Genomic DNA, 25743 nt, shown 5'->3' with positions numbered 1-25743 from the left:
ACACATTGCCAATGCGCTCGTCGCCAGAAAGGCCAATTGCCATGGATATCACCGCATCGTCCCAGTGGAAAGACCTGGTCAAGGTATATGAAGAAAAGCAGGACATGCGCCTGCGCGAACTCTTCGCCGCAGACGCAAACCGCGCCGAGAACTACACCTTCGACGCCGCAGGCCTGCACGTGGATTTATCCAAAAACCTCATCGATGAAGACGTCCTCCAGCACCTGGTCGAGGTAGCCCGCGCCGCCGACGTGGAAGGCCGGCGCGATGCCATGTTTGCAGGCGAGCACCTCAACAACACCGAGGATCGCGCCGTGCTGCACACCGCGCTGCGCCTGCCGGTAGAAGATGACCTGCACGTCGATGGCCAAGATGTCGCCGCCGATGTCCACGAGGTCCTGGGCCGCATGCGCGATTTCGCCACCGCCCTGCGCTCCGGTTCCTGGTTGGGGCATACCGGCCACACCATCAAAAAGGTGGTCAATATCGGCATCGGCGGTTCCGATCTCGGCCCCGCCATGGCCGCACAGGCCCTGCGCTCTTATGAGGTGGCCGGCATTTCCGCGGAGTTCGTCTCCAACGTGGATCCCGCCGATATGGCCGCCACCTTGGACGGGCTCGATGCCGGCTCCACCCTCTTTATCGTCTCCTCCAAGACCTTTACCACCCAGGAAACCCTGACCAATGCCCACGCGGCCCGCCGTTGGCTCATCGAACAATTCGATGGCGATGAATCCGCCGTAGCCAAGCACTTCGTGGCCGTATCTACCAATGCGGAGCAGGTGGAGAAATTCGGCATCGATACGGACAACATGTTCCCGTTCTGGAATTGGGTGGGCGGGCGCTACTCCCTCGATTCCGCCATTGGCCTGTCCTTGATGTGCACCATTGGCCCGATGGACTTCATGCGCTTTTTGGAAGGCTTCCACGCCATGGATGAGCACTTCCGCACCACCCCGCTAGAGCGCAATGTGCCCGTACTCATGGGCTTGCTGGGCATCTGGTACACCAATTTCTTCGGCGCCCAAACCCACGCCGTTCTGCCCTACTCGCAGGATCTCGGCCGCTTCCCTGCCTACCTGCAGCAGCTGACCATGGAATCCAACGGCAAGTCCGTGCGCCGCGATGGCACCGCGGTCACCACTGGAAATACCGGCGAGATTTACTGGGGCGAGCCGGGCACCAACGGCCAGCACGCCTTCTACCAGCTCATGCACCAGGGAACCCGCCTCATCCCAGCGGACTTCATCGGCTTTGCTCGCCCCAAGGAGGACTTCCCCACCGCGGACGGCACCGGCTCGATGCATGACCTGCTCATGGGCAATTTCTTCGCCCAAACCAAGGTGCTGGCCTTTGGCAAGACGGCCGAAGAAATCGCTGCCGAAGGCGTTGAGGAAGACCTCGTGCCGCACAAGGTCATGCCGGGCAACCGCCCTACCACCACGATTATGGCCGAGGAGCTTACCCCCTCCACCCTGGGCGCGCTTATCGCGCTCTACGAGCACATCGTCTTTACCCAAGGCATCATCTGGGATATCAACTCCTTCGACCAATGGGGCGTGGAGCTGGGCAAGCAGCAGGCCAATGACTTGGCCCCTGCCGTCTCCGGCAGCCAAGAGGTAGATTCCGGCGACCAGTCCACCGATGAGCTCATCGGCTGGTACCGCGCCAACCGTTAGTTCCGGCCCGTGCCCGGGTCATGCGCCCCGCCCCAGGCTCTAGCGTAAAAGTGTCCAAAACAACCGCGTTCTTAAAAAATCTGCCCTCAAATTCAGACAAACGCGGTTGTTTTGGACACTTCCGTGCCTAAGCACCACAGATCGCTAAAGCGCCCAGCCGCGAAGCAACATGTCGCTTCGGGCTAGGCGCTCTCAGGCTAAGTAAATTTACAGCTTCACCATGGGCTGCCAGCCGGCCGGGATGCTCTTCGAGCTCACAACCTTGCGTCCGAAGGGGAAGCAGGTCACTGGAATCATCTTGAGGTTGGCCCAGGCAACGGGGATACCGATGATGGTAATCGCCTGGATGACGGCGGTAACGACGTGGCCGATGGATAGCCACAGACCAGCGATGACGAACCAAATGACATTGGAGATGCCAGACATCCCGCCGGTGCCCTTGCGGGGCTCCACCACGGAGCGGCCGAACGGCCACAGCGCGAACTGGCCCATGCGGAACGAGGCCACACCCGCCGGAATCGTCACGATGAAGATGCAAGCGATGATGCCGAAAAGGAAGTAGCCCAGCGCAAGAACGATGCCGCCGGAGAGTAACCAGATGATATTAAAAACAAGATTTAGTAGTGATCGCATGCCCGCCAGCTTAGCGCGAAAAGCGTAAAGGAACCTTAGAGCGGCTGGCAGTGCGGGCAGAACCAGATGATGCGCTCTAATTCACCCTCGTCCCCACCGCGGTCAATGCCGCCCAAGGAATCTTTCTGGATGATGGTGCCGCAGCGCCGGCAGCGCTTGCGGTTGCGCCCGAAGACATAGGTGGTCTCCCCGGCCCGGCGCACGCCGGTGGTCACGCGGATGGGCGAGTTCCGGTTAGCCCACATGATGCGCTTGCCGATGTCCAGCACCTGTTCCACATCCACCTCTGCCACTGGGGTGGCTGGGTGCACGCCGGCGAGGAAGCAGATTTCGGCGCGGTATTCATTGCCAATGCCTGCCACGACCTTCTGGTCCAAAAGCGCCGTGCCGATGCTGCGTTCGGGTCGCGCGCGCAGACGGCGCACCGCCTCCTCGCGATCCCAGTCGGGGTCCAAGATATCCGGTCCAAGGTGGTTGATGCGGCTAAAGTACTGATCTGCGTCGAAGATATCGACAAAGCCCAACCAGTGGCCTACGAGCTCAATATCGCGCGGTGAATGGGACAGTTGCAGCACGATGCGCGCGCTATGGCCGGGCTTGCGCCAGCGGTCGCCGGCGTAGTGGATGGCCCAGGTGCCCTCCATTTTTAGGTGGGTATGCACGATGGTTTGGTCGAATTGCATGAAGAGGTGCTTGCCATACGGCCACACGCGCTCGCAGATGGTGCCGGTGAGGTTAACGGTGGCGTGCTGCGGCACACGCACGGAACAGCCGGTGACCTCACGCCCGGTCATAAACTGCAGGCGGCGCGAAAGTTGTAGGACGGAATCGCCTTCGGGCATGGGAATGGCCTCCTTCCGTCGGACTCAGACACAGTGGCCCCACCAAAATACACCTGCGGGCGGGTAGCGCTAGCGGCGGTATCCGCCGCGCGGGCGGAAGCCACCAGAATTGCGAGGTGGCGGGGGCGGAGGCGGATCGTCGAAGCTGAGCTCCTCGATGGCCTCGGAGGCACGCCTGCCGCCGCGCAGGTCACCGCTCGAGCCACCCCTTGAGTTGTCCGGTGAGCCGTTCCGCCCCCCGCGGCGCGGAACGCGCGGCGGCGCAGCCTGCCCGGCAATGCGCACGCCCTTCGGCGTGATTCCGGCCCCCAGCGAGCGCAGGATGCTAGCCGCCGGGGTGTGATGGATGGGGTTGCCATTGCACTTCTCGATCACCAGCGGCGACATGTGCCCGGCGGCGATGAGTTCTACGAGCGCGGACAGGAGGCGGGCGTAGACGTCGGTGGTCTCGAGTCCATCGGGCAGCGCATCGATAAACGTGGTCAGGGTCTTGCCGCCGCGGGTGAGGTGGGCTATGGGGAGGCCATCACACAGCACGACCAGTGCCCCGGCGGAGCGGGCCGGCCCGCCGGTAGCTTTGCCATCGGCATCATCGCGCTGCGGCCACGGCAGCGCCGCGCCGTAGGGGTTGGCGGGATCCACGGCGGCGAGTACGAAGGTTTCTGGATCAGTGGTGCCGGACGGCCAGCCGGTGACATCGGGGGAATCTGCCAGGCCGCGGAGGCGATCGATAATGGCGGGGGTGGAAAATTGCGCGGCGCCGAGATCTTCGATGACATAGCCGCGCATGGCCTTGCCGGATTCCTCAAAGCCGGATAAGACCTTATAGGCCAGCGCGAAGCCGCCGAGGACGTCCTCGGCCACCACGGAGCCGCGGGTGACCACGCCGTAGCGATCCAGCCAGGCCTCGCCGTGCGCCACGGACCGCGAGGTGGCATCTTGGGCTGCGGGCACCGCCAGCGACCAGCGGCCGAGCATATCGGGCGGGGTCTGGCCGGTACCTCCAGAGGCGTTCTGGGTCTGGGCGAACGAGGTGCGTCCCATGCGCAGCCGCGAGCGCGTGGGGCGCCGCTTGGAGCGGTGGGCGGTAGAACCGCGGCCGGCGCGGGAGGCACCGCGCCCGCCTGACGATAAGCGCGTGCGGATGGGCGCGAAGGAATCCGGGCTGGCCAGGCCCATTTCTACCAGCCCCCAGAGGGCCTCGCGGGTTTCCTCGGCGGTACCGGGGACCTCGGCGGCGATATCGGAAAAGAGGAAGCCGCCGCCGCGCTCGAGCACGCTTATAATGGCCCGCTGCAACATGCTCACGCCCTCCGGATCGGTTTCGGGGGCGAGCTGGGCGGCGTAATCGGCAGGCAGCAGCATCACCCACGGATCGGCAGCTCCGGCCTTTCCGGCGCCGACGATCATCACCTCACCATTGGCGGTTAGCTCATCTAGCATGCGGGGCGAATAATCCCCCACGCGGGCGGGCAAAATGATGGATTCCCAGGCAGAGGCCGGCAGGCGCACCCCGGCGAGCTGCTCGATAGCAGAAAATACTCCATCGGCACCGCGCAGCGCGGGCCGCTTCCCTGCGGGCGCGATGCCGTGCCATTCCGGGAGGAAGCGGGCGAAGGTGGCACCGGAGACCGGCTCGGTATCCGCGCGCGCGGCAGCAAGCGAGCGCGAGCGAATGGTCTTTAGCACCTCGGCGGCGCAGTACTCCTGCTCCTCTACGCCCTGCCGGTAGTGGCCCTCCACGATCGAATCCAACCCGGCCAGGGTGGTATATGCAGCGGAGACGGAAATGCCGAAGGCAGCGGTTAAGTCCGCGAGCACGAACGGGCCGCGGGTGCGCGCCCAGCGGCTTACGAGCTGTGGGAGGGCATCGGCAAGCGTGGCGACCTGGGCGGGGATGCCGGGAGGAATGGGGACACCGAGGGCATCGCGAAGCAGCGCCGCATCCTGGGACTGGGCAAGGTGCTCGCGCCCGCCGATGCGCACCCGCATAATCCGCGTGCCCAAGCTCTCCAGGGCGGCAAGGGGCACATCCGTATGCGCGCCCAGCTCTTCTACCGGGATGGGCCCGAGCACCCGCAAGAGATCCGCGAACTCCTCGGTGGTGCGCGCCCGGCGCGAGGGTGCGGTGCGCTGCAGCTGGGTATGGACCTCATCGATGATCGCGGGATCCAAGAGCTCGCGCAGCTCCACCGTGCCCAGCAGCTTGGCCAAGAGCGCTGGGTCAAGGGCGAGGGCCGCCGCCCGCTTTTCCGCCAGCGGGGAATCGCCCTCGTACATGAAGGCGCCGGTGTAATTAAAAAGCATCGAGGAGGCAAAGGGCGAAGGCTGATCCGTGGTGACCTCCGCGATGCGCACGCGGCGGTGCCCCAAATCGCGCATGACCTCCTGCAGCGCCGGGACATCGTAAACGTCCTGCACGCACTCGCGCACCGTTTCCAAAATAATGGGAAAGGACGGGTACTTGCGGGCAACATCCAAAAGCTGTTCGGCGCGCTGGCGCTGCTGCCATAGCGGGGCGCGCTTGCCGGGATTGCGGCGGGGCAAAAGCAGCGCGCGGGCCGCGCACTCGCGGAAGCGGGAGGCAAAAAGGGCGGAATTGCCCACCTGCTCGGCCACGACATCGGCAATATCGTCGGCGTCGAAGGCAAAAATGGTGCCATCGGGATCGGCCTCGCCCTCGGGCAGGCGCAGCACGATGCCATCATCGCCGGCCACCGCCTGCGGGTCCATGCCGGTGCGCTCGCCCACCCGCGCGCCTACCGCCAAGGCCCAGGCGGAGTTGACCGGCCGGCCAAAGGGCGTGTGCAGCACCACGCGCCAGTCCCCCAGCTCATCCTTGAAGCGCTCGAGCACGAGCGTCTTTTCATCCGGAATAACCCCGGTGGCCTCCTGCTGTTCGCGCAGGTAGGACAAGATATTGCTGCGGGCATTCTCATCAGCATCCGCGATAATGCTCGGGTCCGTATTTACCTCGCGGCGGTACTCGCCCAAGGCCTGGCCCAGCTCATAGGGGCGCCCGGCGCCATCGCCATTCCAAAATGGTAGCCGGCCCGTATGCCCCGGCGCGGGCGTGACTAGGACTTGGTCGCGGGTAATCTCCTCGATGCGCCAGCTGGTCGCGCCCAGGGTAAAGACATCGCCCACGCGGGATTCATAAACCATCTCCTCATCGAGCTCGCCCACCCGGCGCGGGGCCTTCCCGGATTCCCCACCGCTATAGAGGAAGACGCCAAACATTCCCCTATCCGGGATGGTGCCACCACTGGTCACGGCCACGCGCTGCGCCCCCGGCCGCGGGGTCATCACGCCGGATACGCGGTCATAGACCACGCGGGGTTTTAGCTCCGCAAAATCCGTGGATGGGTACACGCCGCTGACCAGATCGATGACGGAATCATAAACCTCGCGGGCCAGTTCGCGGTAAGGATGGCTGCGCTTGACGATGTCATACCAGTCATCCGCGCTTAAGCCTTCCTCGCCCGCTGCGGCCACCGCCGCCACGGTCTGCTGCGCGAGCACGTCCAGCGGATTGCGCGGGGTATGCATCTTCTCGATCATCCCGCCGCGCATGCGCGCAACCGTTAGCGTCGATTGCACCAGGTCCGCGCGGTGCTTGGGATAAAACGCGCCGTGCGATACCGCGCCCACATGGTGCCCGGCGCGGCCCACGCGCTGCAGGCCTGAGGCCACCGAGGGCGGCGATTCTACCTGCACCACCAAATCCACCGCGCCCATGTCAATGCCCAGCTCCAGCGAGCTCGTGGCCACCACGGCCTTCAGCGTGACTTCCTTTAGCATCGTTTCCGTCATGGCGCGCTCGTCCTTGGACACCGAGCCGTGGTGCGCCCGTGCGATGACCGCCGGCGCCTTGCCCGCAACGTGCGAATGCGCCATCAGCTGGGCGGGATCGCGCCGAGTTTCCGGCGAGAGCGAATCCGGGTCATATTCCTGCGCGTATAGCTCGTTAAGCCGGCTGGTCAGGCGCTCAGCACTGCGCCGCGAGTTCACAAAGACCAGCGTGGAGCGATGCGCCATGATGTCCGCGTAGAGGTCCTGGGTAATAAACGGCCAGATGGAGTTCGCGGTGGGCAGCGCGGTGTCTTCTTCCCCGACGAAGTCCTCCACACCGTCCCCGCTGCCTTCCGGCCCGCCGGTAATGCCAATGGCATCATCGACGGTGAGCTCCCCGATGGTCGAGCCCGCCTCCGGCGTGGGAAGATCCGACATATCCTCTACCGGCACGCGCACATCCAGGTCCCACTTCTTGTGGGCCTCCGGCGCCACGATTTCCACTGGGCGATTGCCACCCAAGAAATCCGAGACGGCCGAAAGCGGGCGCACCGTGGCAGAAAGCCCAATGCGCTGAAAATCACCCGCAATTTCTTGCAGGCGCTCCAGCGTCAGGGCGAGGTGCGCGCCGCGCTTGGTGCCGGCCAGCGCGTGGATTTCATCGATGATGACGGTATCGACGGTTTTCAAAATCCCCGCCGCCTTTGAGGTCAGCATCAAATACGCCGATTCCGGGGTGGTAATGAGGATATCCGGTGGCTTGCGCACCTGTCGGGAGCGCTCTGCTGAGGGTGTATCGCCAGAGCGCACGCCCACGGAAATATTCGGCGTCTCCAGCCCCAGCTTTTCCGCGGTGCGCGCAATGCCGGTCAGCGGGGCCCGCAGGTTATTTTCCACGTCCACGCCCAGCGCCTTGAGCGGCGATATATACAACACCCGCACGCCCGTTGCGGAGCCTGCGGCGTTTCCTACCGGCAGGGCCAGTTGTCCTTCGCGTTCTACCAGGTTATTTAGCGCCCATAAAAACGCCGCGAGCGTCTTACCAGAACCGGTGGGGGCAACCATCAGGGCGTGATCCCCGCGGGAAATCTTGTCCCAGGCCTGGGCTTGTACTGCGGTGGGAGCGGCAAAAACGTCCTGGAACCACCGCGCCACTTGGGGGCGAAAGCGCTCGAGGATGTTTTCTGGCATGACCACACTCTAGTCCCCGTTGTAATGTGGGCACCATGACCGTCGAGATTTCTGATTCCCGCCTGACCAATTCGCTCGCCCAAGGCTGCGGCGAGATTTTAAAGGGTGTGCGCAATGGTGGCCTGCTACGGGGCCTTTCGCTTGGCGATGCCGGCGATGACGCCGCCCAAGAATGGATCGCCCGCGTATTAGAACAGCACCGGCCCGGCGATGGCGTGCTTTCTGAAGAGGCTTCCGATGACCTTGCCCGGTTAAAAAAGAAGCGTGTCTGGATCGTGGACCCGCTTGACGGCACCAAAGAATTCGCCACCGGCCGCCAGGACTGGGCAGTACACATCGCCCTCGTTGAGGACGGCACCCCAGTCCACGCCGCGGTGGGACTGCCAGACTACGGCGTAACCTTCAAGTCCTCCGATGTGCGCGCCGTCGCCGGCCCGCTATCCAAGAAATTCGTCATCTCTCGCAACCGCCCGCCCAAGGTGGCCGGCTACATCGCGGAAAAGATGGGCTATGAAACCGAGGGCGTCGGCTCCGCCGGCGCCAAGGCCATGCACGTGCTGCTGGGTGATTATGACGGTTATATTCACGCCGGCGGCCAATACGAATGGGATCAGGCCGCCCCGGTAGGCGTCGCCATGGCAGCCGGCCTGCACTGCTCTCGCCTCGACGGCAGCCCCATCACCTTCAATAACGAGGACACCTTCATCCCCGATCTGCTCATCTGCCGCCCCGAGCTCAAAGACGAGATTCTAGAGCACGCCGCGGCCTTTGCCGAGGAGAATGGCGGATTTTAGAGCCCTAACTCATCGGCGAGCCGCGACACAGCGCGGGCATGGAACTCAGCGAACTCGCTCAGCGTATCGCGCCCTAGGTAGCCGAAAACCTCGGCGTTGATCAGCCCGATGATCCTCACCCAAGCCTCCAACGCCATTTCCATGGCGTCCGCGCTGAGCTCGGAGCCCATATCTTTCGCGGCTGCCTCCATATCTGCATCCAGTTGGCGCGATCGCTGCCCCAACGACGCGACCGTAGACTGTTCTAGCAAGGCGGCGAGGCGGCGGCTAACTTTGGTACCCGCTGCTATCGTCTCGGCAGCTGGCGCTTGATAGCCCACAATCGGGGTGCCGTAAATCAGCCCCCACCGTTGCGGAAATTCAAGGGCCCACTGCCTCATCGCACCTACGAGGCCAATGAATCGCTCACGCGGTTGCGCACTCGGATCATCGCGCCGCACCACTGCCCCATCAAGGGAGTCAAAAGCATCAACAATGAGGAGAGTAATAAGGCTCGCCCTATCCGGTACGTAGCGGTAAATACCAGAAGGGACGATTCCTAGCTCACGGGCTATGGCCCGTAGGTTCAGCGCCTCTACACCACCACTAGCTAGTTGCTGCCGTCCCAGCTCGATGATGCGGGTCATCGTCTGCTCTCGGGCGCGCTCGCGTGGGGTTTGTGCCATGAGCAAACTATAGCAACTCACAAAAGAGAGCACTACTCTTGCTTTCAAGGACCCCGCCCTATATTTTTAGAGAGCACTAGTCACTAATATGAATAGGACTCCGGATAATGAAATACCTCATCACTGGCGCTGGACCCGTTGGCCGTGCGGTTGCCCGCGAACTCACCGCCCGAGGCTATGAATGCATCATCATGAGCCGCCACGGTTCCACACTCGACCTAGGCCCACACGTACAGCACATCACCGGCGATGCCACCCAAAAAGAGTCCTATCCCGCAGACGTCGACGGCATTGTCCACTGCATCCACGCCGCTTATAACGCCGAGGCATGGCGCACGCTCCTCATCCCCGCTGAGGACACAGCCCTCCACGTCGCCGCCGAATGCGATATCCCCATAGTATTCCCAGAATCCATCTACGGATTCGATCCAGCCTACGAAACGGTTTCACCAGATACCCCTTTAACCACATCCAGACAAGGAAAACCCGGCGTGCGCGCTGCGCTCATCAATACACGCCTCGCCTCACCTGCCCGCGCCGTATCGGTGGTGGCCGCTGACCTATTTGGCCCGGATTCTGGTCCGGGGTGCGTGTATCACCAACTGATCATCGGCAAACGCATTCCCCTCGCACTCTTCAACGCGCATACCACGCATTCGGTTACCTACCTTCCGGACTTTGGCCGTGCGCTTGCCGATGCCATCCTTGCCCCCACCAGGCCACCTATTATTTTTGCGCCCTGCGCCCCTGCAATTACCCAGGCGGAGTTCGCATGCCTCGCAGGCTGCCGACACTCGCCCATAACGCTGCGTCCGTGGATGATCAGGCTAGGCGGGCTCTTTAACTCCGATCTTCATGGACTGTTGGAGATGCGCTATCTGTGGGAGCGCCCCTCCATCTTGAGTGGTGCCGACGCCCAGTGGGAAGCTACCCCGATCGAGCAAGCGATCCGCGAAACCCTTCGAGCAGACAGTCCCGCTACCAGCACCAACAAGAAATAGATTTTCCGACTATCCCCATGGCTTTCTAACGTTCTACACTTGGGCACCATGAGTGATACGTCCACCGCCTCTAGTGCCACTATCGATACCCCATATGAGGATCTCCTCCGCCGCGTCCTCGAAGAAGGCACGGCCAAAGGCGATCGCACCGGCACCGGCACGCGCTCCATTTTCGGCGCGCAGCTGCGCTATAACCTTGCGGAATCCTTCCCGTTGCTGACCACGAAGAAGGTCTACTTTCGCGGGATCATCGGCGAGCTGCTGTGGTTCCTGCGTGGCGATTCCAATGTGAAATTCCTGCAGGATAATAACGTGCGCATTTGGAACGAGTGGGCCGATGAGAATGGCGATTTGGGCCCGGTCTACGGCGTGCAGTGGCGTTCCTGGCCCACCCCGGATGGCAGCCACATCGACCAAATCCAGCAGGCACTCGACACTTTGAAGAACAACCCAGACTCGCGCCGCAACCTGGTTTCCGCGTGGAATGTATCGGAGCTCGATCAGATGGCGCTTATGCCTTGCCACCTGCTCTTCCAGCTCTACGTGGCCAATGACACGCTGTCGCTACAGGTCTACCAGCGCTCGGCGGATATGTTCCTGGGCGTACCCTTCAATATTGCCTCCTATGCGGCGCTGACCCACATGTTTTCCCAGCAGGCTGGTCTCAAGGTGGGCGATCTCATCTGGACCGGCGGCGATTGCCACATCTATAACAACCACGTGGAGCAGGTCCAAGAGCAGCTTTCCCGCGAGCCGCGTGAGTACCCGCAGCTTAAACTCAACAAGGCGAAGGACCTCTTCTCCTATGACTTCGCCGATTTTGAGGTGCAGGGCTACGACCCGCACCCGGCCATCAAGGCGCAGGTGTCGGTCTAATGCTTGGCGCGATTTGGGCGCAGTCCCTGGACGGCATCATCGGCGATGGCGCGCAGATGCCTTGGCACGTTCCGGAGGATCTCAAGCACTTCAAGGACGTCACCATGGGCGCGCCGGTCATCATGGGCCGCAAGACCTGGGAGTCCCTCAACCCCAAGTTCCGCCCCCTGCCCGGCCGGGAAAATTACGTGCTCTCCTCGCGCGCGCCCGGCACGTGGTCAACTGGTGCTACGGTGGGCAGGACGATGCCCGCGCTTGCCGATGCCTGGGTCATCGGCGGCGGCCAAATCTACACCGCCGCCTTGGACCAGGTGGACCGCATCGAGGTCACTCTCATGGGCGTAAACATCGGCGATATCTATGGCGAGGATGCCGTCTTTGCCCCGGATATCCCCGATACGTTCGGCTTGGCCTACAGCACGGATTGGCTTACCTCTGACAAAGGGCATTTAGAGCTTCCCGAGCAGCCGGCCAGCGAGCTACCCATGAAGTACCGCTTTTTAACTTACGATAGAAAGGACGCAGCATAATGACTGTACAAGCACCCGAAACCAATGCCGATGTCACCATCTTCTACGCCGACTGGTGCCCATTTTGCGCCAAGCTCATCAAGAACCTGGACCGCACCGAGACCCCTTATGAGCTCGTCGACGTAGAAGGCGATAACGCCGATGACATCAACGAGTGGATCAAGTCCGTCAATGACGGCAACCGCATCATTCCCACCGTCTTGTACTCCGACGGCACCCACGAGACCAACCCGCCTGCATCCTCCGTGCGCAACAAGCAGGAAGAACTGGCAGACACCTAAACCTCATAGCTAAGGCTGCTGGCCGGACCTATACAAATGGCCGCGCACGCAGCCTTTTGGGGCGCACTCGCGCCCCACTGCTATGATGATCCGAGTTGCATAAGCAACACCCCCGCCCCAGTAGCTCAGGGGATAGAGCACGGCTCTCCTAAAGCCGGTGTCGGAAGTTCGAATCTTCTCTGGGGCACCAATTTGTTCCCCTCTGACCTGCATCAGAGGGGTACATTTTTCTACGCTTCTGCTTATTGACCCCGAGCACCAAAACTCTAAGGCGTCGAATTTGGTTTTGATACGGTTTAGTCATGAGCCAGACGCGTCCGCAGAACATTGGCATCGTACTTTTCGACGGGTTCGAGTTACTCGATGTTTTGGCCCCGCAGAAGTACTCGCAAATACAACAGGCCTTGAAGTCAACTATCTGTCAAAACATGACAGCCCGGTAAGCAGCGCTCAAGGCGTACGCATAGTTCCGACAATGCGTTTTGAATCTTTCTCTGGAGATACTCTGCTTGTGCCAGGAGGACGCGGTACACGCTCACTTGTTCAAGATCCAGAATTCCTCCGCCAGCTAGCTGCCCTTGCAGGCTCGGCGGACATCATCACCTCAGTTTGTACTGGGTCAGCGCTACTCGCCGCCGCGGGCCTTTTAGAAAACCACACCGCTACCACAAATAAGAACGCGTTCGACTGGGTTAGAACGCACGGCCAGAAAATTGAATGGAAAAAGCAAGCTCGATGGGTCCACGACGGCAATCTCTGGACATCATCCGGCGTGGCGGCAGGAATTGATATGGCGGTGGCCTTCATTACTCACTTCTTCGGTGAAGAAACAGCATCCTCTGTCACCAATCATATTGAGCTCATCGTCAACAGCAATCCCGATAACGATCCGTTTGCTGTCTGATTTCATTCGGTCCAAGCATGCAGAGGCGGTACACCTTAGTTCCCTCATATCAACAAATAATGATTTTATGATCCCTATAAACCGCTTATCTGCATTCGCCCCCATTAAGGGTAAATCTTCAGATCGAGCTAGAAATAGCTTATAAACAGTATTATACGTTTTAGGTAAGCCTTACTTTCCCTACTGTTTATGAATCGAGGTTTACCATGCCCCAACAGTCCTCTACGCCCGCACGGAATACAAGCTCATCCAGTGGGTCGACGGCACGTTTAAACACCAGAGATCTCATCAACGCTGGCATCTTTGCTGCACTTTACTTTGTAATCACTTTTGTAACCGGGATGGTTGGATTCGCAGGACCACAATTCATGTTCATTGGCTGGTTCATCGCAGCAATCGCAAATGGAATCGTGCTAGCGCTTTATGCCGCCCGCACGCCCAAAATGGGCGCTTTCACCCTTGTCGGCGGTATTAACGGATTAGCATTCATGCTCACCGGGCACTACTTCTGGACCTTGCTGGGAAGCATAATTCTTGGGTTTATCGCGGATTTGATTATCACAAAAAGCCACCTCGGGATTGCCAAGTCCTTCCCTATTGCCTATGGCGTCTTCTGTGCCTGGGTTTCTTTGCCTTTTATCCCGCTAATTATGGATACGGACTCATACTACGTCGATATCGCAGACCAAATGGGCCAAGAATACGCCGATGCTATGTCGGATATCTTCCAGCCATGGACCATTGGAGTACTGGCCATTTGTGCGCTCATCGTCGGCTTTATCGGAGGAAAGGTCGGAGTTCGCGTCAGCCGCAAACACTTTGAAAGCGCTGGTCTCCTGTGAGCCTGCACAAACAGGGCGTGCTTCGTCGATCTTCGATCGATCCACGGACCGTGCTGCTTTCTGTTCTAGTAATCAATGCGGTAGCTCTCAGCCACGGCCACCTACCGACACTGCTGATTTCTATCGCCTTCAGCTCCATCGCACTAACTACAGTAAAGCCACACTATGGTCTTATTTGCCTGTGCGCTTTTGCATTATCCTATCTAGGGTATTGGGGCCTATTACAGCTTCCTGGCTCCACATTTTTCGCTTTTTCGGCGGCAATTTTTTCGTGGCTAAGCCGTTTTGTCATCAGCATGTCCATCGGCGCATTCGGCTTGCTCACTCTCACACCATCCACGTTGACCTCAGCACTGCGGGACCTGCGTTTACCAGGCTGGGCCACCATTCCACCGGCGGTATTCCTGCGCGTTTTGCCGATCATCGTGACAGAAGCCAAAGCCATCCGCGATGCCATGGTCCTTCGGGGTCTCCAGCCTGGAGTAAAAAGCTGGTTCACACAGCCCACACAATCGTCCGCGATGCTGATCATCCCCTTGTTAGGCGCCGTCGTCCGCGCCGGTGATGAGCTCGCCGCCTCTGCTCTGGTTCGCGGGTTGGGAGGACCCACACGCCCAACCACCACCGCCGATCTTTCCTTCAAGCTTGTCGATGCCACTGCAATAGCTGGGTTGGGCCTCGTTGTTGCCTCTGTCTGGCTTCCCACGGAGGTCCGTTTATGAACGACCGCAGTATCGCAACCAGTGTAAACGCCCATAACGTTTCTTTTACATATCCACTGGGCGCTCGGCCAGGCATTCAAGGTGTATCTGATGTGTCTTTTTCTGTCTCTCCAGGACAGTGCCTACTGATTACCGGTGATTCCGGATCGGGAAAGTCCACGGTGCTCAAGTTGATCAACGGACTCATCCCTCATTTCAATCCAGGAGAGCTACTAGGCACCATCACTATTACAAAGGATGACCAGGCTTTTAACCCTGCGCAGGAACCGCTCTCCCGCGCCATCGAGTTCAGCGCCTCAGTATTTCAGAATCCACGGACGCAGTTTTTCACTGAAAGCGTCAATGCAGAATTAGCCTTCGGGCTAGAAAACCTTGGTGTGGATCCCAAAGAAATTGAGTCGAGGATTCAATCAGCCGTCGAGTTGCTAGGCGTAAAGGACCTTCGAGGCCGGCGATTCAAAGAATTATCCGGTGGACAGCTACAAACCGTGGCATGCGCATGCGCGCTTGTATCCCCGGGCAGTCTCGTGCTTCTCGATGAACCCACGTCCAACCTCTCCATGGAAAGCATCGATATTCTTGCACGCGTGCTACACCGCTTGAAGGAATTAGGCACAACGATCATTATCGCTGATCATCGCCTCTTTTTCTTAAAAGATATCGCTGACCAAGTTATTTACTTGACTCAGGGAAAAATAACGCGGAGTTTCCACGCGCAAGAGTTTTATGCCTTAGACGAACCCGAACGCAAACAATTGGGGCTACGCAGCTTACACCACGTTCCCCTGCCCGCGAGCGTGCCGGCACCACCCACGCCCGAAAACGCCGATCCCCAGCGGAGCGGACTCGAGTTAAGCGATATCCGTTTTTCTTATGGCACGCATGAGGTGCTCAACATTGACCACGCATTTTTCCCCAGCGGCGAAGTCACCGCCTTAATCGGGCCCAACGGTGTTGGCAAAACCACCCTCGCCAGGATCATTTGTGGTCTTGCTTCTCCCAAACGCGGCGGTAGTCTCCGTTTGAACAGCAAACGAGTAGGAGCAGCAGCTCGGAGGCGCAGCGCGTACATGGTGATGCAGGATGTTGGCCGCCAGCTATTCGCTGCCACCACCGAAGAAGAGGTCACGATCGGACTGGCAAAGAAGAAGCGGGACCACACCGATGTCAACGAGATTCTCCATCGCCTCGATCTGGAAGAGATGGCCCAACGGCATCCGCAGTCTCTGTCCGGTGGGCAACGGCAACGTTTAGCCTTAGCTTCAGCCCAAGCCGAGCAAGCAGAGGTCTACATCTTCGATGAACCTACCTCTGGAGTGGGCTGGCGCCAACTGCAATCCATCTCTGCGCTGCTTCGATCTCTTGCAGCAAGCGGCGCAGTGGTCATCGTTATCACCCATGACCACGAATTCATCCAAGAATCAGTCACCAGAATCATCGATATGACGGAAATCAACAAGAATTGAGAAAGAAATGTCTGAGATAAAACAAAGTTCCACAGAATCAAGCGGAACCCACGCAGCAGAATCAAACGGTGCGTCACCGGAAGAAGAGGCTCGCGCAAAACAAAAAGCCGGCCAGATCGCTCTAAAAAAGCTACTGGCCCCAGTGCAAACAACCATCTACTTCGCACAGTTTCTCGCGCTTATATCCTCGGTACTCGCCGTAGCACCCTACGTCGCGTTGGTGGCACTGGGAAATGCTCTAATCGACGGCAATACTGATGACGTCGCGTCCATTGTGAAATGGCTACTTGCTGCATTTTTGGGCCAGCTATTCTTCTATTTCCTTGCCCTTACGATCACCCACTTCGCTGATGCAAAGCTGGTGGGGATCAACCGGCGCCGAATTATTACCGCTATTGCGAAAGCACCGCTGTCTTGGTTTAGCCAGACTAATTCCGGCAAAGTCCGCAAAGCAGTCGAGGACGATACGCTAACTCTGCACACCCTGACAGCCCATGCTCCTGTAGAGCAAGTTGCCGCAATCTTCACGCCTCTTGCGCTTCTAGTTTATGCCTTTATCTTGGATTGGCGCCTTGGCCTACTTTCTATTGCCACTGTGCCCATTTTCCTAGCAATCCAAGCGTATTCAATGAAAGATATGGGCACAAAAACTGCGGAAATGGATAATTATTTGGGTGAGGTCTCTGCCACTGCGGTGGAGTTCTCCGAAGGTATTTCCGTCGTCAAGGCTTTCGGCACCGTTGGCAAAGCCCACGCTCGGTACCGCGAAGCTGCTAAACAATTCGCTATCTTCTATTACGAGTGGGTACGTCCGCTTCTTCGCGTTAGCGCAATTTCAGAATCCGTGGTGGCGGTTCCCGTGCTCATCCTTATCAATGTAGGAGTCGGTTCTCTGCTAATAGCCGGGGACTATGTCACGGTTGCTGAAGTCATCGCCACAACATTGATTGCACTGGTGATCCCAGGCACGATTCAAACCGTCGGCCGCATGATGTGGTCTTACCAGCTCGCTGGCAATGCGGCGTTGCGCCTCGATGAAGTCATGACAATTTCCCACGTGAATGAAGGCTCAAAGAGCCTCGATGCCAGTAGTCAAGACATGGAGGTGGAATTCCACAAGGTCAGCTTTAGCTACGCCCCAGACACACCAGTTCTCCAAGACTTTTCTGCGCAATTAAACGCAGGCACTGTCACGGCATTGATTGGCCCCTCCGGGTCTGGCAAATCCACAGCAGCAACGATGCTGGCGCGTTTCCAGGATCCAGATTCGGGCACAATCACTATCAACAACGTGGATATCCGTGATCTCACTTTCGACAGTTTGTACCGCACTGTGGCTTTCGTCTTACAAGATCCTCACTTACTGCGCATGAGTATTCGGGAAAACATTCGCCTTGCACGCCCAGAAGCTCGCGATGAAGAGATCTGGCAAGCAGCAGAGGCCGCGCACATAGCTGCTGATATTCGCGCTTTACCAGCTGGGCTCGACACCGTTGTTGGTGAGAACATCTCTTTATCCGGTGGACAACAGCAACGCATTTCTATTGCCCGGGCAATTATTACCAATGCCCCAATCTTGATCCTGGATGAAGCTACTGCGGCAACCGATCCTGACTGCGAAGCAGAAATTCAAGCGGCTCTGGCCACACTCGTAAGAGACAAGACCGTCTTGGTCATAGCCCACAAACCGGAGTCAATCCAAGGCGCAGACCAAATAATCCGCCTCAAGCCTGTGAAGGATAATTCTCATGTCTAATGCCACCACGCCTGCTAGTTCGCGGCTTCGTGATCCGTTACTTACTCGCAGTGTCAAAAAGCTGCAAAGTCCTGTAGGTCATAAGCTCAATAAAAGGCATGCTTGTCTATCGCTTATCGTTGGCGTGCTTGACGGCCTCGCCGTTCTCACGCTCGTGCCACTTACAAAGGCACTCGATGGGGATACGACGATCGCACCATGGATGTGGACGCTTTTGGCAATTGCGCTCGTAGCTTTTGCGCTACGATTTTTCGCAACCATGGCCTCTTACCACACGGCCTTGGATTTCATCCGAACCGCGCACACGACTGTGGGCGATAAATTGGCAACGCTACCGCTCGGCTGGTTCATACCGGCTAATACCGGCGGGCTATCTCGTCTCGTCTCAGATCGTTTTATGGTCGCGGCCGAGACTCTTGCACATACTCAAGGCATGGTGTACCGCGATGGTGCAGCACTTATGACCCTGTTGGTTGGAGCGTGTTTCTGGAATCCGCGGTTGGGATTGGTCTTTCTAATCATCGCACCATTGGCGCTCGTGGTGATGCAGTTGGCTGCATGGATTCGTGAGAAAGCATCGAACCGCGCACTCGGGCCGAGTAAAGAGCTCTCCCAGCGCATCGTAGAATTTGCTAACCGCCAGCCGGCCTTGCGCGCGGCGGGAAAATCACAAGGGTTTGCGCCGCTTGAGCAAGCACTAGAAATCGATCATAAAGCACGGATACGCGAGCTATGGGTATCCACATTAGCTTTGCTACTCAACGGCATAGTAGTGCAGATCTTCATCGTGGCTCTCATTATGGTCTCCGCGAATCTTGCCGTTGAAGGCGCCCTATCGCCACTAGAAACAATTGCGATCATCGGAATCAGCTTGAGGTTTACCCGCACGCTTGAGCAGCTGGGCTCTTGTTTCGTCGGTTTAGACGCAGGCCGTATCGCGCTCGCAGAAACCGAGCTCATCACCGATGCCCCTTCCCTGCCAGAACCCACTACTCCGCGTACAGGAGACGGTTCGGGCAGTGTTGAGCTGCGCAATGTCACGTTCGGATACGGAGATAAGCCGGTATTGGTCGATGTCGCCTTCCACGCCCAACCGGGCACCGTTACCGCCATTGTCGGTCCTTCCGGCTCCGGAAAGACCACAATTGCGCGCCTTATTTCGCGATTTTGGGATGTAGATTCCGGGGCGGTGATGGTTGACGGCGTAGATATCCGCGAGCTTGGAACCGAACAGCTAATGTCCAGACTATCCATGGTCTTTCAGGACGTCTATCTCTTTGATGATTCGCTGATTGCTAATATCCGCGTTGGTCGTCCCGATGCCTCCGATGAGGAAATCTTCCGTGCAGCTAATCTTTCAGGCGTGACGTCTATTGCGAACCGGCTAGGGTGGCACACTCCGGTTGGTGAAGGAGGACGGCTTCTGTCTGGCGGCGAGCGCCAGCGCGTATCTGTTGCTCGCGCGCTGCTCAAACAAGCGCCGATTGTTCTCTTTGATGAAGCAACTTCCGCGCTCGATGCAGAAAATGAGGCAAATATCCTTGCCGCAATGGACGAGCTACGGGAGAAGTCTACTTTTATCGTCATCGCCCACAAGCTGGATACAATCAAATCTGCTGATCAAATAGTAGTCTTGGATGAACACGGGCACGTCAGCCAACTTGGTACCCACGCTGAGCTTTCCAATGTCCCCGGTATCTACCGTCACTTCTGGCAGCAACGCAAAGCAGCACGCGGGTGGAAAATCAGTTCTGGACGCGATTAACGCGGGCACCGAGATCGACGTTGTTTGCGGGGGCACCCTTCTCCCCCGCAGCACGGCGCATCCGAAGTGCACCGACAAAGCCCAGCGCAAGGAATGCGGTAGCGGCGACGAGCGACCGCTGCGCGGCGTTGGTCAAGCCCTAGCTTAAGGCCTGCACCACTGCCCCAGGCGCCCCGTACCGTGCCGCGACACGGCGGGCTGCTGCACCGGAGAAGAATGCACCGATTGCCATGGCTGACGGCGCGAAGCCCACGGCCGAAACCGCGAGCGCCACCGGAACCGGCAAAATGGCCGCGTTTTCTGACCACGTCCAGCCAAAGATGCTGAATGAGGATTGGGGCTCCCACCAGCCCAGGTCGGGGCCCTCGATAATCGCGAATACCAGGACACCCATTCCGTCAGCGCACCGCCGACGAGCGGCCCGACCGCTGCAGCCCTGGAAATCACTGCGCTCCGCACACCAAAGGCTGCGGCACGGTACTTGCCCCGGAATACGGCATTAACGGTCGAAAGCATGGACGACATGATGAACGCGGCGCCGATAGCCTGTACGGCGCGCGCGGAGATCAGCGTGGCAGCGGAGGTAGAAAATCCCGCCAATACGCTGCCTGCCACAAATATCGTCAGGCCGGCGAGGAAGGCGCGTTTGCGGCCCCAGGTATCAGCAAGCTTGCCTGTCGACAGCAGCAGCGCCGCCAACAACACCGCATAGAGGCTGTTAGCCCACTGCGCTTGCGTCAAGTTGAGCTGCAGGTCAGTGATGATCGATGGCAATGCCACGCCGACGATAGTGCCATTTAGAACAATGATGCCCAGTCCGACGGATAGAACCGCCAGGCTTATCCAATCGCGGCGAGCAGGTGCTGTGACGTTTTCTTGTGCGCTGCGCTCGGTCATAGTTAGGCGTTCACCGAAGCTTTGGTGCTGCCGTCATCTGGCGCCTTGATGGCCCGGCCCAAATTCACGAGGAAGACCGTCAGCCCCACCGTGATGAAGATGTGGCCCAGCCCAGCAATACCGGAGATCATCTCATTGGATTCCTTGCCCAGCACCGTCAAAATGCCGTGCGAAATTTGCATGCCGACGGTGAGCACCACGCCCACGTTATACAGCCAGAAGAACGAGTTGAATAGCTGGCGGTACCGCGACAGTGCAAAGACCTTTTCCAGCGCCAAAAAGATGAGGAATAGCATGAAGCCCAGTGCCAGCAAGTGGGTGTGGGCCACGCTTAGCTGCGTATATTCGCCTTCCGGGAAATCTTGTAGCTTCGTAAACTCCCGATAAAACAAACCAGCGACCAAGCCCAAGACGAGGTAGAAAATCGCTGCCCTGTACAAAGCCTTCATGTCATTACTCCTTCCCAGTCATCACAGTGACTGGATAGCCGAGGCGATCAATTTCTCTATATACATATCTTGCCCCGACTTCTCTGGCTTTGAATCGCAGAGGCGGTTGAACCTTGAATCAACCAGTAGGTTGATTGGACGCGCGTTTCCTCGTGTCCACCAATCAGGGGTCAGGTCCGGTGATACGGGCGGTAAGCCCGACCACATCGACATGGGAGCCCATCAGCTGGCGAAGGCGGTGGTAGCTGTAGTGACACTGACCCGCCTGGACGGTGGATTGAGTGTAGCAAGCCTACAATTCCTGCAGTGTGTGCACTGTGTGCCCAGTGTGTGTTTTGACTACGGCGTCAAAGTCAATCGGGACGAATTCTTCTTACCCAATGCTGCGTTTCTCAATGAAGAATTCGTCCAACTCGCCATTCCTTGATGCCGCGACCTGCTGAACCGTGGTCAGGTCCCGGCTCCGCAATGCATGATTCGCTCCTGAAATCGCGTGATGCGAGCACCCGAGCGGGTCTTCAAACTATCGGTAAGAACGCTGCCGTATCAGCTGCGTCTTCACCGCACGGTTATCCGCCATGACGGAATCCTTCCAGTACCGCCCGGAGCGTTGTGAGCTGCTACCGGATACCCACTAAAGCGCTACCAGATAGTCACGACACTGCTATTAAGTGGCCGACAACAACAATCTATTGCGACCTATGTCATATTAATGTATGTTTTGTTTCACAGGACACTTTTGATGAAAGGAACTTTAAAATGGGGTCCTCTACAATAAACTCTCCCCCCTCCGATAGAAAGAAGCTCTCTACCTGGGAAGTCACAGCGATTTCTGTCGGATTTATGGGACCAGTTATGGCCATGTCCTTGAATGGAATCGGAGTTGCCGGACTAGTCGGCAAGGCGGTTCCTTTCGCATTTGCTATCGCTTTTGCCGGAACACTTTTCGTTGCCTATGCCTTCGTACGACTCCTTCAGAGAGTTAAACATGCAGGATCGGTTTATGCGTTGGCCGGTATCACCATTGGCCCCAAATCTGGATTCTTTAGCGGCTTCGCATTACTCGGCACATATGTCTTCATGACTACTTGCATTTTGGGCGCCTGTAGCGTTTTTTTCGAAGCAATGTTGCAAGAATTGGGGGCTCAAACTCCGGTTGGCCTTTGGCTTCTCATACCTATCATTGTCTCTACAGCCGGACTCTATCTAAATTTAAGAAACTCATCTGCCGCCGCTCGTGTGACGCTTGCGATCGGCTTTGTTGGAATCTTAGCGATGGTGGTCCTTTCCGTTGTCATATTGGTCAAAGTGACCGGAGGAGATTCTTTAGCTTCTACTTCCCTTGATTTTCAAACACTTACTCCGGCTGGGAATTCTTGGTCAGCCGTAATGACGGCATCTGTATTCGCTTTCCTTTCCTGGGCAGGGTTTGAGTCTGGTTCATCGCTTGGAGAAGAAACGGCAAATCCCAAACGCACAGTTCCACTCTCATTGCTCCTAGCAGTAATCATTGGTGGATTTCTCTACGTATTCGTCATGTTCGCCCAAGTCAATGGTTTCGGAACTGACGAGAAGGGCGTAGCTATGTTTGCCGAATCGTCCTCAACTTTGACTCAGCTTGGTTCAATGTACATCGGACAGTGGTTCTCGGTTCTAATTTCAGTAATCGCCTTCGCAGTTGCATTCGGGGCATTCCTCAGCTCGAGTACCGCCACCTCCAGGCTCATCCACACTCTTGCTCGCGACGGCTTCGGTCCCTCAACGTTCGCAAATCGCGATTCAAAAACGTTTATTCCGAAAAGCTCCGTATGGGCCACTAACATTATCGGTTTGCTTTTGGCTCTCGCACTTGGAGCTGCTGGGCGGACCAGCGTCGAAATCTACTATTGGTACGCGACAATTGCCACCCTCTGCATGGTTGTTGCTTATGGCATGGCATCAGTAGGGGCTATCAAATTTATTCTAAAAAAAGATTCCAGCATTCCTCGGTGGGAAACCATCTTTCCGCTACTTGCTGTGGGCTATCTAGTCTACGTCTACTTCATTCAAGTTGTAGGCCAAGAGGCGCCGTACACCTACTTCCCTTGGATTTCAGGGGCCTGGTGCCTTCTAGGACTCATAATCGTCTTGGCAAAACCCCGATTAGCTAACCAAATTGGAAGAAAACTAACTAAGGAGGACATCGAATAATGTCTAACCCCAAAAAACTCAAGCACCTTTACTTTCCTCGCAACAAGCGATATCTCGGCTCGAACCAAAGGCCGCGCTGTAAGCACAAAGGATTTCAAAGAAGGCACAAGCGTGGGTTGGGTGCCAGCCAACCTGGGAATTGGGCCTCTAGGTCACATCGTCAGCGGTATTCCTTACGATTCAACTGGTGACATTCGCCTACTAGCAGATCCCAATGCCCTTTTTCACTTAAAGGGAATCCCAAACCTCCCCGATTTTAACGTCTGCTTTTCTGACTTAGTCAACAATGATGGAACGGCATGGGAGTCTTGCTCGCGTACCTTTCTAAAAAATGCGGTAGAAGAACTGAAAGACAAACACGGGCTCACCCTTACTGCTTCATTTGAACACGAGTTCACCGAAACAAATGCCTCCGAATCCACTCACCCATTTTCGTTCTCGAACTTCGTAGACGGAGAGCCTGTAGGAGGAACGATTTTCGAAATCTTAGAGCAAGCTGGAATTGAACCAGAATGTTGGCTTCCCGAGTATGCACCTTACCAGTATGAACTCACTATGAAACCCTCCGATCCAGTCTTGGCTGCCGATCGTGCAATTCTGCTCAGAGAAATCGTGCGTACCTGCTTCAAAGCTTACGGTCGTGAGGTTACGTTTTCACCTGTCCCAGACGCCTCCGAGGGTGGATCCGGCGTGCACGTTCACTACGGGCTTTACGGACGCAATGGTGAGATCATTTCTTTTGATCCAAACAAACCGGGGCGGATGTCTAAGATTGCTAGCCAGTTTAATGCAGGAATTATAAAGTACGCTGCTCCAATGACTAGCTTGTTCGCGCCTCTAACCGTAAGCTATCACCGCCTGAAACCAAATAAATGGTCCGTCGCGCAGGCTTTCTGCGGGGAGCAAAACCGAGAAGCACTTGTAAGAATCTGCCCAACTAACGAAATTGGTAATCGAAAGCCTGACAAACAATTCCACTTTGAGTTCCGCGGTGGAGACGTCGGAGCAAATCCCTGGATCTTGATGGGTATTATCATTCGAGCAGGCATGGCAGGGATAGTTGAAAACCTGGATCCTGTAAGGGTGGTAGTAGGTGAAGCGGACTCGGACAAAGACTCTTCTTTCGAGGGCCAGCCGTTACCATCGAACTTGGAAGAAGCTCTGAAGGCGTTCGAGGAAAATGAAGTTGTTCGTTCTTGGTTCTCCGAGGCTTGGGTAGAAACTTTCCTTAAGGTGAAGCGAGATGAAATTGCCACGTTAGAAGAAAAAAGCATCGAAGAGCAATGTGAGGTGTATGCAGATGTCTATTAAAAGTATCAATGAGTTCCTACATGCATTGGATTCTCTTCCATTGTTCGATCACCACTGCCATGGAACCGTTACTGAACAACTTCAGCGCCCCGACTTTGAAGAACTCATTTCCGAGTCGTCTAGCCCAGCAACCGTCGGAACGACTCGATTCGATTCCCAAATTGGTTTTCAGGTTCGAGGCACCTGTGCTCCAGTCTTAGGATTGGACTCATTTTGCTCACCAGAAGAGTACATGGCGAAGAGAACAACTATGCCATCAGAAAGCATTAACAAGAAGTTTCTCAAAGCCACCGGAATCGAGACTTTTGGTCTCGAGACAGGTCACTCCGCCGATATGATCACGTCCCCTAACGAGCTACATCAACTAACCGGGAAAACTGTCCATGAAGTAGTTCGGCTAGAAAGGGTCGCCGAAGAAGTAGCTGAAAAAATCCGCGATCAGGAAAGCTACGAAAAGGAGGCTGCCTTTCTCGAAGAACTCGACACCACTCTGCGAGCTCGAATAAAAAATGCAATAGGAGTAAAGTCCATTGCCGCGTACCGGGTTGGTTTAGATTTCCCGTTCACTCGTCCAACCGAGAATGAACTATCAAAAGCGGTGACTAAATTACTAGCCCAGGAAGGAAGTATTCGACTCGAGGATAGTACAATCATTCGACACCTACTGTGGTTCGCAATCGACAAAGCTCAAGTAATTCAGCTCCATATCGGATATGGCGATGACGACGTGGACCTTCATCGATGCAATCCACTGTTCCTTACCAATCTATTTCGGCAATCGAACGGATCTGGCGCGCGCTTTACTCTGCTACACTGCTACCCTTACCATCGAGAAGCTGGGTACCTAGCGGACGTGTTTCCACATGTCTACTTCGATGTAGGGCTAGCGATTAATTACACTGGGGCCCGCGCTAATGCTGTAATTGCTGAATCTCTAGAACTAAGTCCTTTCGGAAAGATTCTATTCAGCTCCGATGCGTTTGGACTCCCTGAACTATACTATCTAGGGGCGAAATTGTTCCGCGAGGGATTAGCTAAGGCTCTAATCAACTTCCACGAAGAAGCGAATTGGCCTCTTGACGAATGCTACCGAATCGCTCGGATGATCGGCTACGAAAACGCAGCACGACTTTATGAAGTAGATTAGGAGAGCTGGA

The 25743-nt window shown here is 57.1% G+C and carries 21 protein-coding genes and 1 tRNA gene; 16 read left to right on the top strand and 6 right to left on the bottom strand.

Going from position 1 to position 25743, the window contains the following annotated elements:
- Positions 1 to 41: 41 nt before the first annotated feature.
- Positions 42 to 1679, top strand: a complete 1638-nt coding sequence (gene pgi, locus HMPREF1287_RS00285; RefSeq protein WP_034653524.1) for a glucose-6-phosphate isomerase — start codon at positions 42 to 44, stop codon at positions 1677 to 1679.
- A gap of 207 nt (positions 1680 to 1886) precedes the next feature.
- On the opposite strand, the gene HMPREF1287_RS00280 is transcribed toward pgi, so the two are convergent.
- From HMPREF1287_RS00280 to HMPREF1287_RS00270, 3 genes are all read right to left on the bottom strand, one after another.
- On the bottom strand, positions 1887 to 2312 hold the full coding sequence (locus HMPREF1287_RS00280) for a YccF domain-containing protein (protein WP_023017610.1): 426 nt from the start codon (positions 2310 to 2312) through the stop codon (positions 1887 to 1889).
- Between the two features lie 35 nt (positions 2313 to 2347).
- Complete coding sequence (locus HMPREF1287_RS00275) at positions 2348 to 3154, bottom strand: DNA-formamidopyrimidine glycosylase family protein (protein ID WP_023017609.1); 807 nt, start codon at positions 3152 to 3154, stop codon at positions 2348 to 2350.
- Between the two features lie 69 nt (positions 3155 to 3223).
- Positions 3224 to 8137 (bottom strand): DEAD/DEAH box helicase, encoded by a 4914-nt coding sequence (locus tag HMPREF1287_RS00270; RefSeq protein ID WP_023017608.1) that lies wholly within the window; start codon positions 8135 to 8137, stop codon positions 3224 to 3226.
- A gap of 35 nt (positions 8138 to 8172) precedes the next feature.
- Here HMPREF1287_RS00270 and HMPREF1287_RS00265 point away from each other — a divergent pair, with 35 nt between their 5' ends.
- Positions 8173 to 8931 (top strand): 3'(2'),5'-bisphosphate nucleotidase CysQ, encoded by a 759-nt coding sequence (locus tag HMPREF1287_RS00265; RefSeq protein ID WP_023017607.1) that lies wholly within the window; start codon positions 8173 to 8175, stop codon positions 8929 to 8931.
- Here HMPREF1287_RS00265 and HMPREF1287_RS00260 read toward each other — a convergent pair.
- The gene (locus HMPREF1287_RS00260) at positions 8928 to 9596 is read right to left on the bottom strand and encodes a TetR/AcrR family transcriptional regulator (protein WP_023017606.1); all 669 of its coding nucleotides are present in this window, start codon (positions 9594 to 9596) and stop codon (positions 8928 to 8930) included. The genes HMPREF1287_RS00265 and HMPREF1287_RS00260 overlap by 4 nt on opposite strands.
- A 107-nt stretch (positions 9597 to 9703) precedes the next feature.
- On the opposite strand from HMPREF1287_RS00260, the gene HMPREF1287_RS00255 reads away from it, so the two are divergent.
- The 11 genes from HMPREF1287_RS00255 (at position 9704) to HMPREF1287_RS00205 (ending at position 19739) form a co-directional block, all read left to right on the top strand.
- The gene (locus HMPREF1287_RS00255; RefSeq protein WP_023017605.1) at positions 9704 to 10597 is read left to right on the top strand and encodes an NAD-dependent epimerase/dehydratase family protein; all 894 of its coding nucleotides are present in this window, start codon (positions 9704 to 9706) and stop codon (positions 10595 to 10597) included.
- A 48-nt stretch (positions 10598 to 10645) separates the two neighbouring features.
- On the top strand, positions 10646 to 11473 hold the full coding sequence (locus tag HMPREF1287_RS00250; protein ID WP_023017604.1) for a thymidylate synthase: 828 nt from the start codon (positions 10646 to 10648) through the stop codon (positions 11471 to 11473).
- Positions 11473 to 12003, top strand: coding sequence for a dihydrofolate reductase (locus HMPREF1287_RS00245; protein ID WP_023017603.1), 531 nt, complete (start codon positions 11473 to 11475; stop codon positions 12001 to 12003). Before HMPREF1287_RS00250 ends, HMPREF1287_RS00245 begins: the two co-directional genes overlap by 1 nt.
- A complete protein-coding gene (locus HMPREF1287_RS00240; protein ID WP_023017602.1) occupies positions 12003 to 12284 on the top strand; it encodes a glutaredoxin domain-containing protein in 282 nt (93 codons plus the stop codon). The genes HMPREF1287_RS00245 and HMPREF1287_RS00240 overlap by 1 nt, the downstream gene beginning before the upstream one ends.
- Before the next feature lie 114 nt (positions 12285 to 12398).
- A tRNA-Arg gene (locus HMPREF1287_RS00235) sits at positions 12399 to 12474 on the top strand.
- Positions 12442 to 13188 carry a DJ-1/PfpI family protein gene (locus tag HMPREF1287_RS00230; protein ID WP_232218792.1) on the top strand — a complete coding sequence of 249 codons (747 nt, stop codon included), beginning with the start codon at positions 12442 to 12444 and terminating at the stop codon, positions 13186 to 13188. The genes HMPREF1287_RS00235 and HMPREF1287_RS00230 overlap by 33 nt, the downstream gene beginning before the upstream one ends.
- A 206-nt stretch (positions 13189 to 13394) precedes the next feature.
- Complete coding sequence (locus tag HMPREF1287_RS00225; RefSeq protein WP_034653519.1) at positions 13395 to 14030, top strand: MptD family putative ECF transporter S component; 636 nt, start codon at positions 13395 to 13397, stop codon at positions 14028 to 14030.
- Positions 14027 to 14752 (top strand): energy-coupling factor transporter transmembrane protein EcfT, encoded by a 726-nt coding sequence (locus HMPREF1287_RS12765; RefSeq protein WP_023017599.1) that lies wholly within the window; start codon positions 14027 to 14029, stop codon positions 14750 to 14752. Before HMPREF1287_RS00225 ends, HMPREF1287_RS12765 begins: the two co-directional genes overlap by 4 nt.
- On the top strand, positions 14749 to 16218 hold the full coding sequence (locus tag HMPREF1287_RS00215; RefSeq protein WP_023017598.1) for an ABC transporter ATP-binding protein: 1470 nt from the start codon (positions 14749 to 14751) through the stop codon (positions 16216 to 16218). The genes HMPREF1287_RS12765 and HMPREF1287_RS00215 overlap by 4 nt, the downstream gene beginning before the upstream one ends.
- Positions 16219 to 16225: 7 nt before the next feature.
- Positions 16226 to 17974 (top strand): ABC transporter ATP-binding protein, encoded by a 1749-nt coding sequence (locus tag HMPREF1287_RS00210; protein WP_023017597.1) that lies wholly within the window; start codon positions 16226 to 16228, stop codon positions 17972 to 17974.
- Complete coding sequence (locus HMPREF1287_RS00205) at positions 17967 to 19739, top strand: ABC transporter ATP-binding protein (protein ID WP_023017596.1); 1773 nt, start codon at positions 17967 to 17969, stop codon at positions 19737 to 19739. Before HMPREF1287_RS00210 ends, HMPREF1287_RS00205 begins: the two co-directional genes overlap by 8 nt.
- A 144-nt stretch (positions 19740 to 19883) precedes the next feature.
- Here the strand turns inward: HMPREF1287_RS00205 and HMPREF1287_RS11970 are convergent, their stop codons facing one another.
- Together HMPREF1287_RS11970 and HMPREF1287_RS00195 are read right to left on the bottom strand one after the other, a co-directional pair.
- Complete coding sequence (locus HMPREF1287_RS11970; RefSeq protein WP_023017595.1) at positions 19884 to 20636, bottom strand: MFS transporter; 753 nt, start codon at positions 20634 to 20636, stop codon at positions 19884 to 19886.
- Positions 20637 to 20638: 2 nt separating this feature from the next.
- Complete coding sequence (locus HMPREF1287_RS00195; RefSeq protein WP_023017594.1) at positions 20639 to 21085, bottom strand: DUF2871 domain-containing protein; 447 nt, start codon at positions 21083 to 21085, stop codon at positions 20639 to 20641.
- Positions 21086 to 21844: 759 nt separating this feature from the next.
- Here HMPREF1287_RS00195 and HMPREF1287_RS00190 point away from each other — a divergent pair.
- From HMPREF1287_RS00190 to HMPREF1287_RS00180, 3 genes are read left to right on the top strand one after another with little or no spacing between them, the layout of a single operon-like run.
- Positions 21845 to 23275, top strand: coding sequence for an APC family permease (locus tag HMPREF1287_RS00190; RefSeq protein ID WP_023017592.1), 1431 nt, complete (start codon positions 21845 to 21847; stop codon positions 23273 to 23275).
- Positions 23276 to 23326: 51 nt separating this feature from the next.
- On the top strand, positions 23327 to 24586 hold the full coding sequence (locus HMPREF1287_RS00185; RefSeq protein WP_042403599.1) for a glutamine synthetase: 1260 nt from the start codon (positions 23327 to 23329) through the stop codon (positions 24584 to 24586).
- The gene (locus HMPREF1287_RS00180) at positions 24576 to 25733 is read left to right on the top strand and encodes an amidohydrolase family protein (RefSeq protein WP_023017590.1); all 1158 of its coding nucleotides are present in this window, start codon (positions 24576 to 24578) and stop codon (positions 25731 to 25733) included. Before HMPREF1287_RS00185 ends, HMPREF1287_RS00180 begins: the two co-directional genes overlap by 11 nt.
- Positions 25734 to 25743: the final 10 nt, after the last annotated feature.

This window comes from Corynebacterium sp. KPL1986 (genome assembly GCF_000477975.1).
In the GTDB taxonomy this organism is placed as follows: Bacteria; Actinomycetota; Actinomycetes; order Mycobacteriales; family Mycobacteriaceae; genus Corynebacterium; species Corynebacterium accolens.
The sequence above is the reverse complement of the archived record's forward strand: the minus strand, read 5'-3'. Positions and strand labels throughout refer to the sequence as shown.

Coding starts and splice junctions, on each gene's coding strand:
- HMPREF1287_RS00250 (WP_023017604.1), top strand. CDS start 10,646: ATGAGTGATACGTCCACCGCCTCTAGTGCCACTATCGATACCCCATAT.
- HMPREF1287_RS00260 (WP_023017606.1), bottom strand. CDS start 9,596: ATGGCACAAACCCCACGCGAGCGCGCCCGAGAGCAGACGATGACCCGC.
- HMPREF1287_RS00255 (WP_023017605.1), top strand. CDS start 9,704: ATGAAATACCTCATCACTGGCGCTGGACCCGTTGGCCGTGCGGTTGCC.
- HMPREF1287_RS00275 (WP_023017609.1), bottom strand. CDS start 3,154: ATGCCCGAAGGCGATTCCGTCCTACAACTTTCGCGCCGCCTGCAGTTT.
- HMPREF1287_RS00190 (WP_023017592.1), top strand. CDS start 21,845: ATGGGGTCCTCTACAATAAACTCTCCCCCCTCCGATAGAAAGAAGCTC.
- HMPREF1287_RS00210 (WP_023017597.1), top strand. CDS start 16,226: ATGTCTGAGATAAAACAAAGTTCCACAGAATCAAGCGGAACCCACGCA.
- HMPREF1287_RS00265 (WP_023017607.1), top strand. CDS start 8,173: ATGACCGTCGAGATTTCTGATTCCCGCCTGACCAATTCGCTCGCCCAA.
- HMPREF1287_RS11970 (WP_023017595.1), bottom strand. CDS start 20,636: ATGACCGAGCGCAGCGCACAAGAAAACGTCACAGCACCTGCTCGCCGC.
- HMPREF1287_RS00280 (WP_023017610.1), bottom strand. CDS start 2,312: ATGCGATCACTACTAAATCTTGTTTTTAATATCATCTGGTTACTCTCC.
- HMPREF1287_RS00240 (WP_023017602.1), top strand. CDS start 12,003: ATGACTGTACAAGCACCCGAAACCAATGCCGATGTCACCATCTTCTAC.
- HMPREF1287_RS00215 (WP_023017598.1), top strand. CDS start 14,749: ATGAACGACCGCAGTATCGCAACCAGTGTAAACGCCCATAACGTTTCT.
- HMPREF1287_RS00245 (WP_023017603.1), top strand. CDS start 11,473: ATGCTTGGCGCGATTTGGGCGCAGTCCCTGGACGGCATCATCGGCGAT.
- HMPREF1287_RS00225 (WP_034653519.1), top strand. CDS start 13,395: ATGCCCCAACAGTCCTCTACGCCCGCACGGAATACAAGCTCATCCAGT.
- HMPREF1287_RS00270 (WP_023017608.1), bottom strand. CDS start 8,137: ATGCCAGAAAACATCCTCGAGCGCTTTCGCCCCCAAGTGGCGCGGTGG.
- HMPREF1287_RS00205 (WP_023017596.1), top strand. CDS start 17,967: ATGTCTAATGCCACCACGCCTGCTAGTTCGCGGCTTCGTGATCCGTTA.
- HMPREF1287_RS00180 (WP_023017590.1), top strand. CDS start 24,576: ATGTCTATTAAAAGTATCAATGAGTTCCTACATGCATTGGATTCTCTT.
- HMPREF1287_RS00195 (WP_023017594.1), bottom strand. CDS start 21,085: ATGAAGGCTTTGTACAGGGCAGCGATTTTCTACCTCGTCTTGGGCTTG.
- pgi (WP_034653524.1), top strand. CDS start 42: ATGGATATCACCGCATCGTCCCAGTGGAAAGACCTGGTCAAGGTATAT.